The organism is Kocuria sp. CPCC 204721 (assembly GCF_040980945.1).
Classification (GTDB): domain Bacteria; phylum Actinomycetota; class Actinomycetes; order Actinomycetales; family Micrococcaceae; genus Kocuria; species Kocuria marina.
Map to the genome: position 1 here is coordinate 1 of NZ_JAVKPO010000047.1, position 1376 is coordinate 1376.

Genomic DNA, 1376 nt, shown 5'->3' on the forward strand with positions numbered 1-1376 from the left:
GGCGATGTAGTTGGTGAGGTTGCGGAAGCCGAGGGCCAGGCCACGCAGGTGCTCGAGGCGACCGTTCACGGCTTCGGTAGGTCCGTTGCTCGTGCGCGGCCGGTCGAAGTAGGCCAGGACGTCGCAGGCGCGTCTGGTCAGGGTGCGGCCGAGCTTGCGCAGTTCTACCAACGCCTCAGGCACACTGTCGGCGAGGGCGTCGATCACGGAGCTCATCTCGACGCGGCCGGCTGCCCGGTCGGGGTGACGGTAGGCGGAGATCATGCGCTGGTAGATCCCCCAGGTGCACTCGACTTGCACGTGCCGGTCCCCAGCGAAGAGCTTGTCAAGGCGCTCGTGCTGGCGGTCGGTGAGCAGGTCAGCCCCGGTGTGCAGGGTCCGCCGCGCGGTGTAGAGCGGGTCGCCCTTGCGTCCGCGGTGTCCGTGCAGTTCCTGCTGGACTCGGCGGCGGCACTCATCGAGAGCGTCCCCGGCCAACCGGATGACGTGGAAGGGATCCATAACCGTGACGGCGTCCGGCAGCTCCTCGGTGGTGGCGGTCTTGAAGCCCGCGAACCCCTCCATGGCCACGACCTCGATCCCATCGCGCCAAGCCTGGTCCCGCTCGGCCAGCCAGTCCTTGAACGCCTTCTTCGGCCGACCTTCGACCACGTCCAGCAGGCGTGAGGGCCCGGTGCCGTCCCGGACCGGGGTGAGGTCGATGATCGACGGTGACGTACTTGTCACCGCGCCGGGTGTGCCGCCACACGTGCTCATCGACCCCGACGACCTTGACACCGTCCAGGCGGGTCGGGTCCTTGATGAGCAGACGCCGGCCCTCAGCCAGGACCGCGTCGTTGGCGGTGTTCCACGCCACGCCCAGTCCTTCGGCAACTCGGGGCATCGACAGGTGGCCGACGACGATCCCGACCAGACCCCACCGCAGGCCGGCGCGGGAGATCTTGGCCCGCGGCGGCGCCGCAGCGGTGGTGTCCTGACGCCACACGTGCGAGCACTCCTTGCAGCGGTAGCGGCGCACGGTGAGCACCAGCGTGGTAGGGCGCCACCCGAACGGCTCGTGCGCCAACTCCCTGCTCACCGTGTCACGGGGCACGCCCTGGCAGCCGCACCGCCTGCACCAGTCGTCCGGCTCCACGACCCGGCACGCCAGCACGGACCGGTCAGGCTCGAGCAGCTGGCCGGTGACCTCCAGACCGAGGCCGTCGAGGCGGGTGAAGGTAGTCAGGTCAGGGCGCGTGAAGGTAGCGTCAGGCACGTCGAGGTCTTCCGGACGGGTTGTGTGAGAACTCCCATCATCGGAAGACCTCGACCCTCACCCCGACACCGACGCGCCGCCCCAGGTCGCACCACAGCTACACCCTCATCTGTGAAGAGCC

1 pseudogene is annotated in these 1376 nt (G+C 69.2%); it reads right to left on the bottom strand.

The annotated features are described in order from the left end of the window. A pseudogene (locus RF637_RS13770) lies at positions 1-1255 on the bottom strand (ISL3 family transposase); the annotation flags it as partial. Positions 1256-1376: the final 121 nt, after the last annotated feature.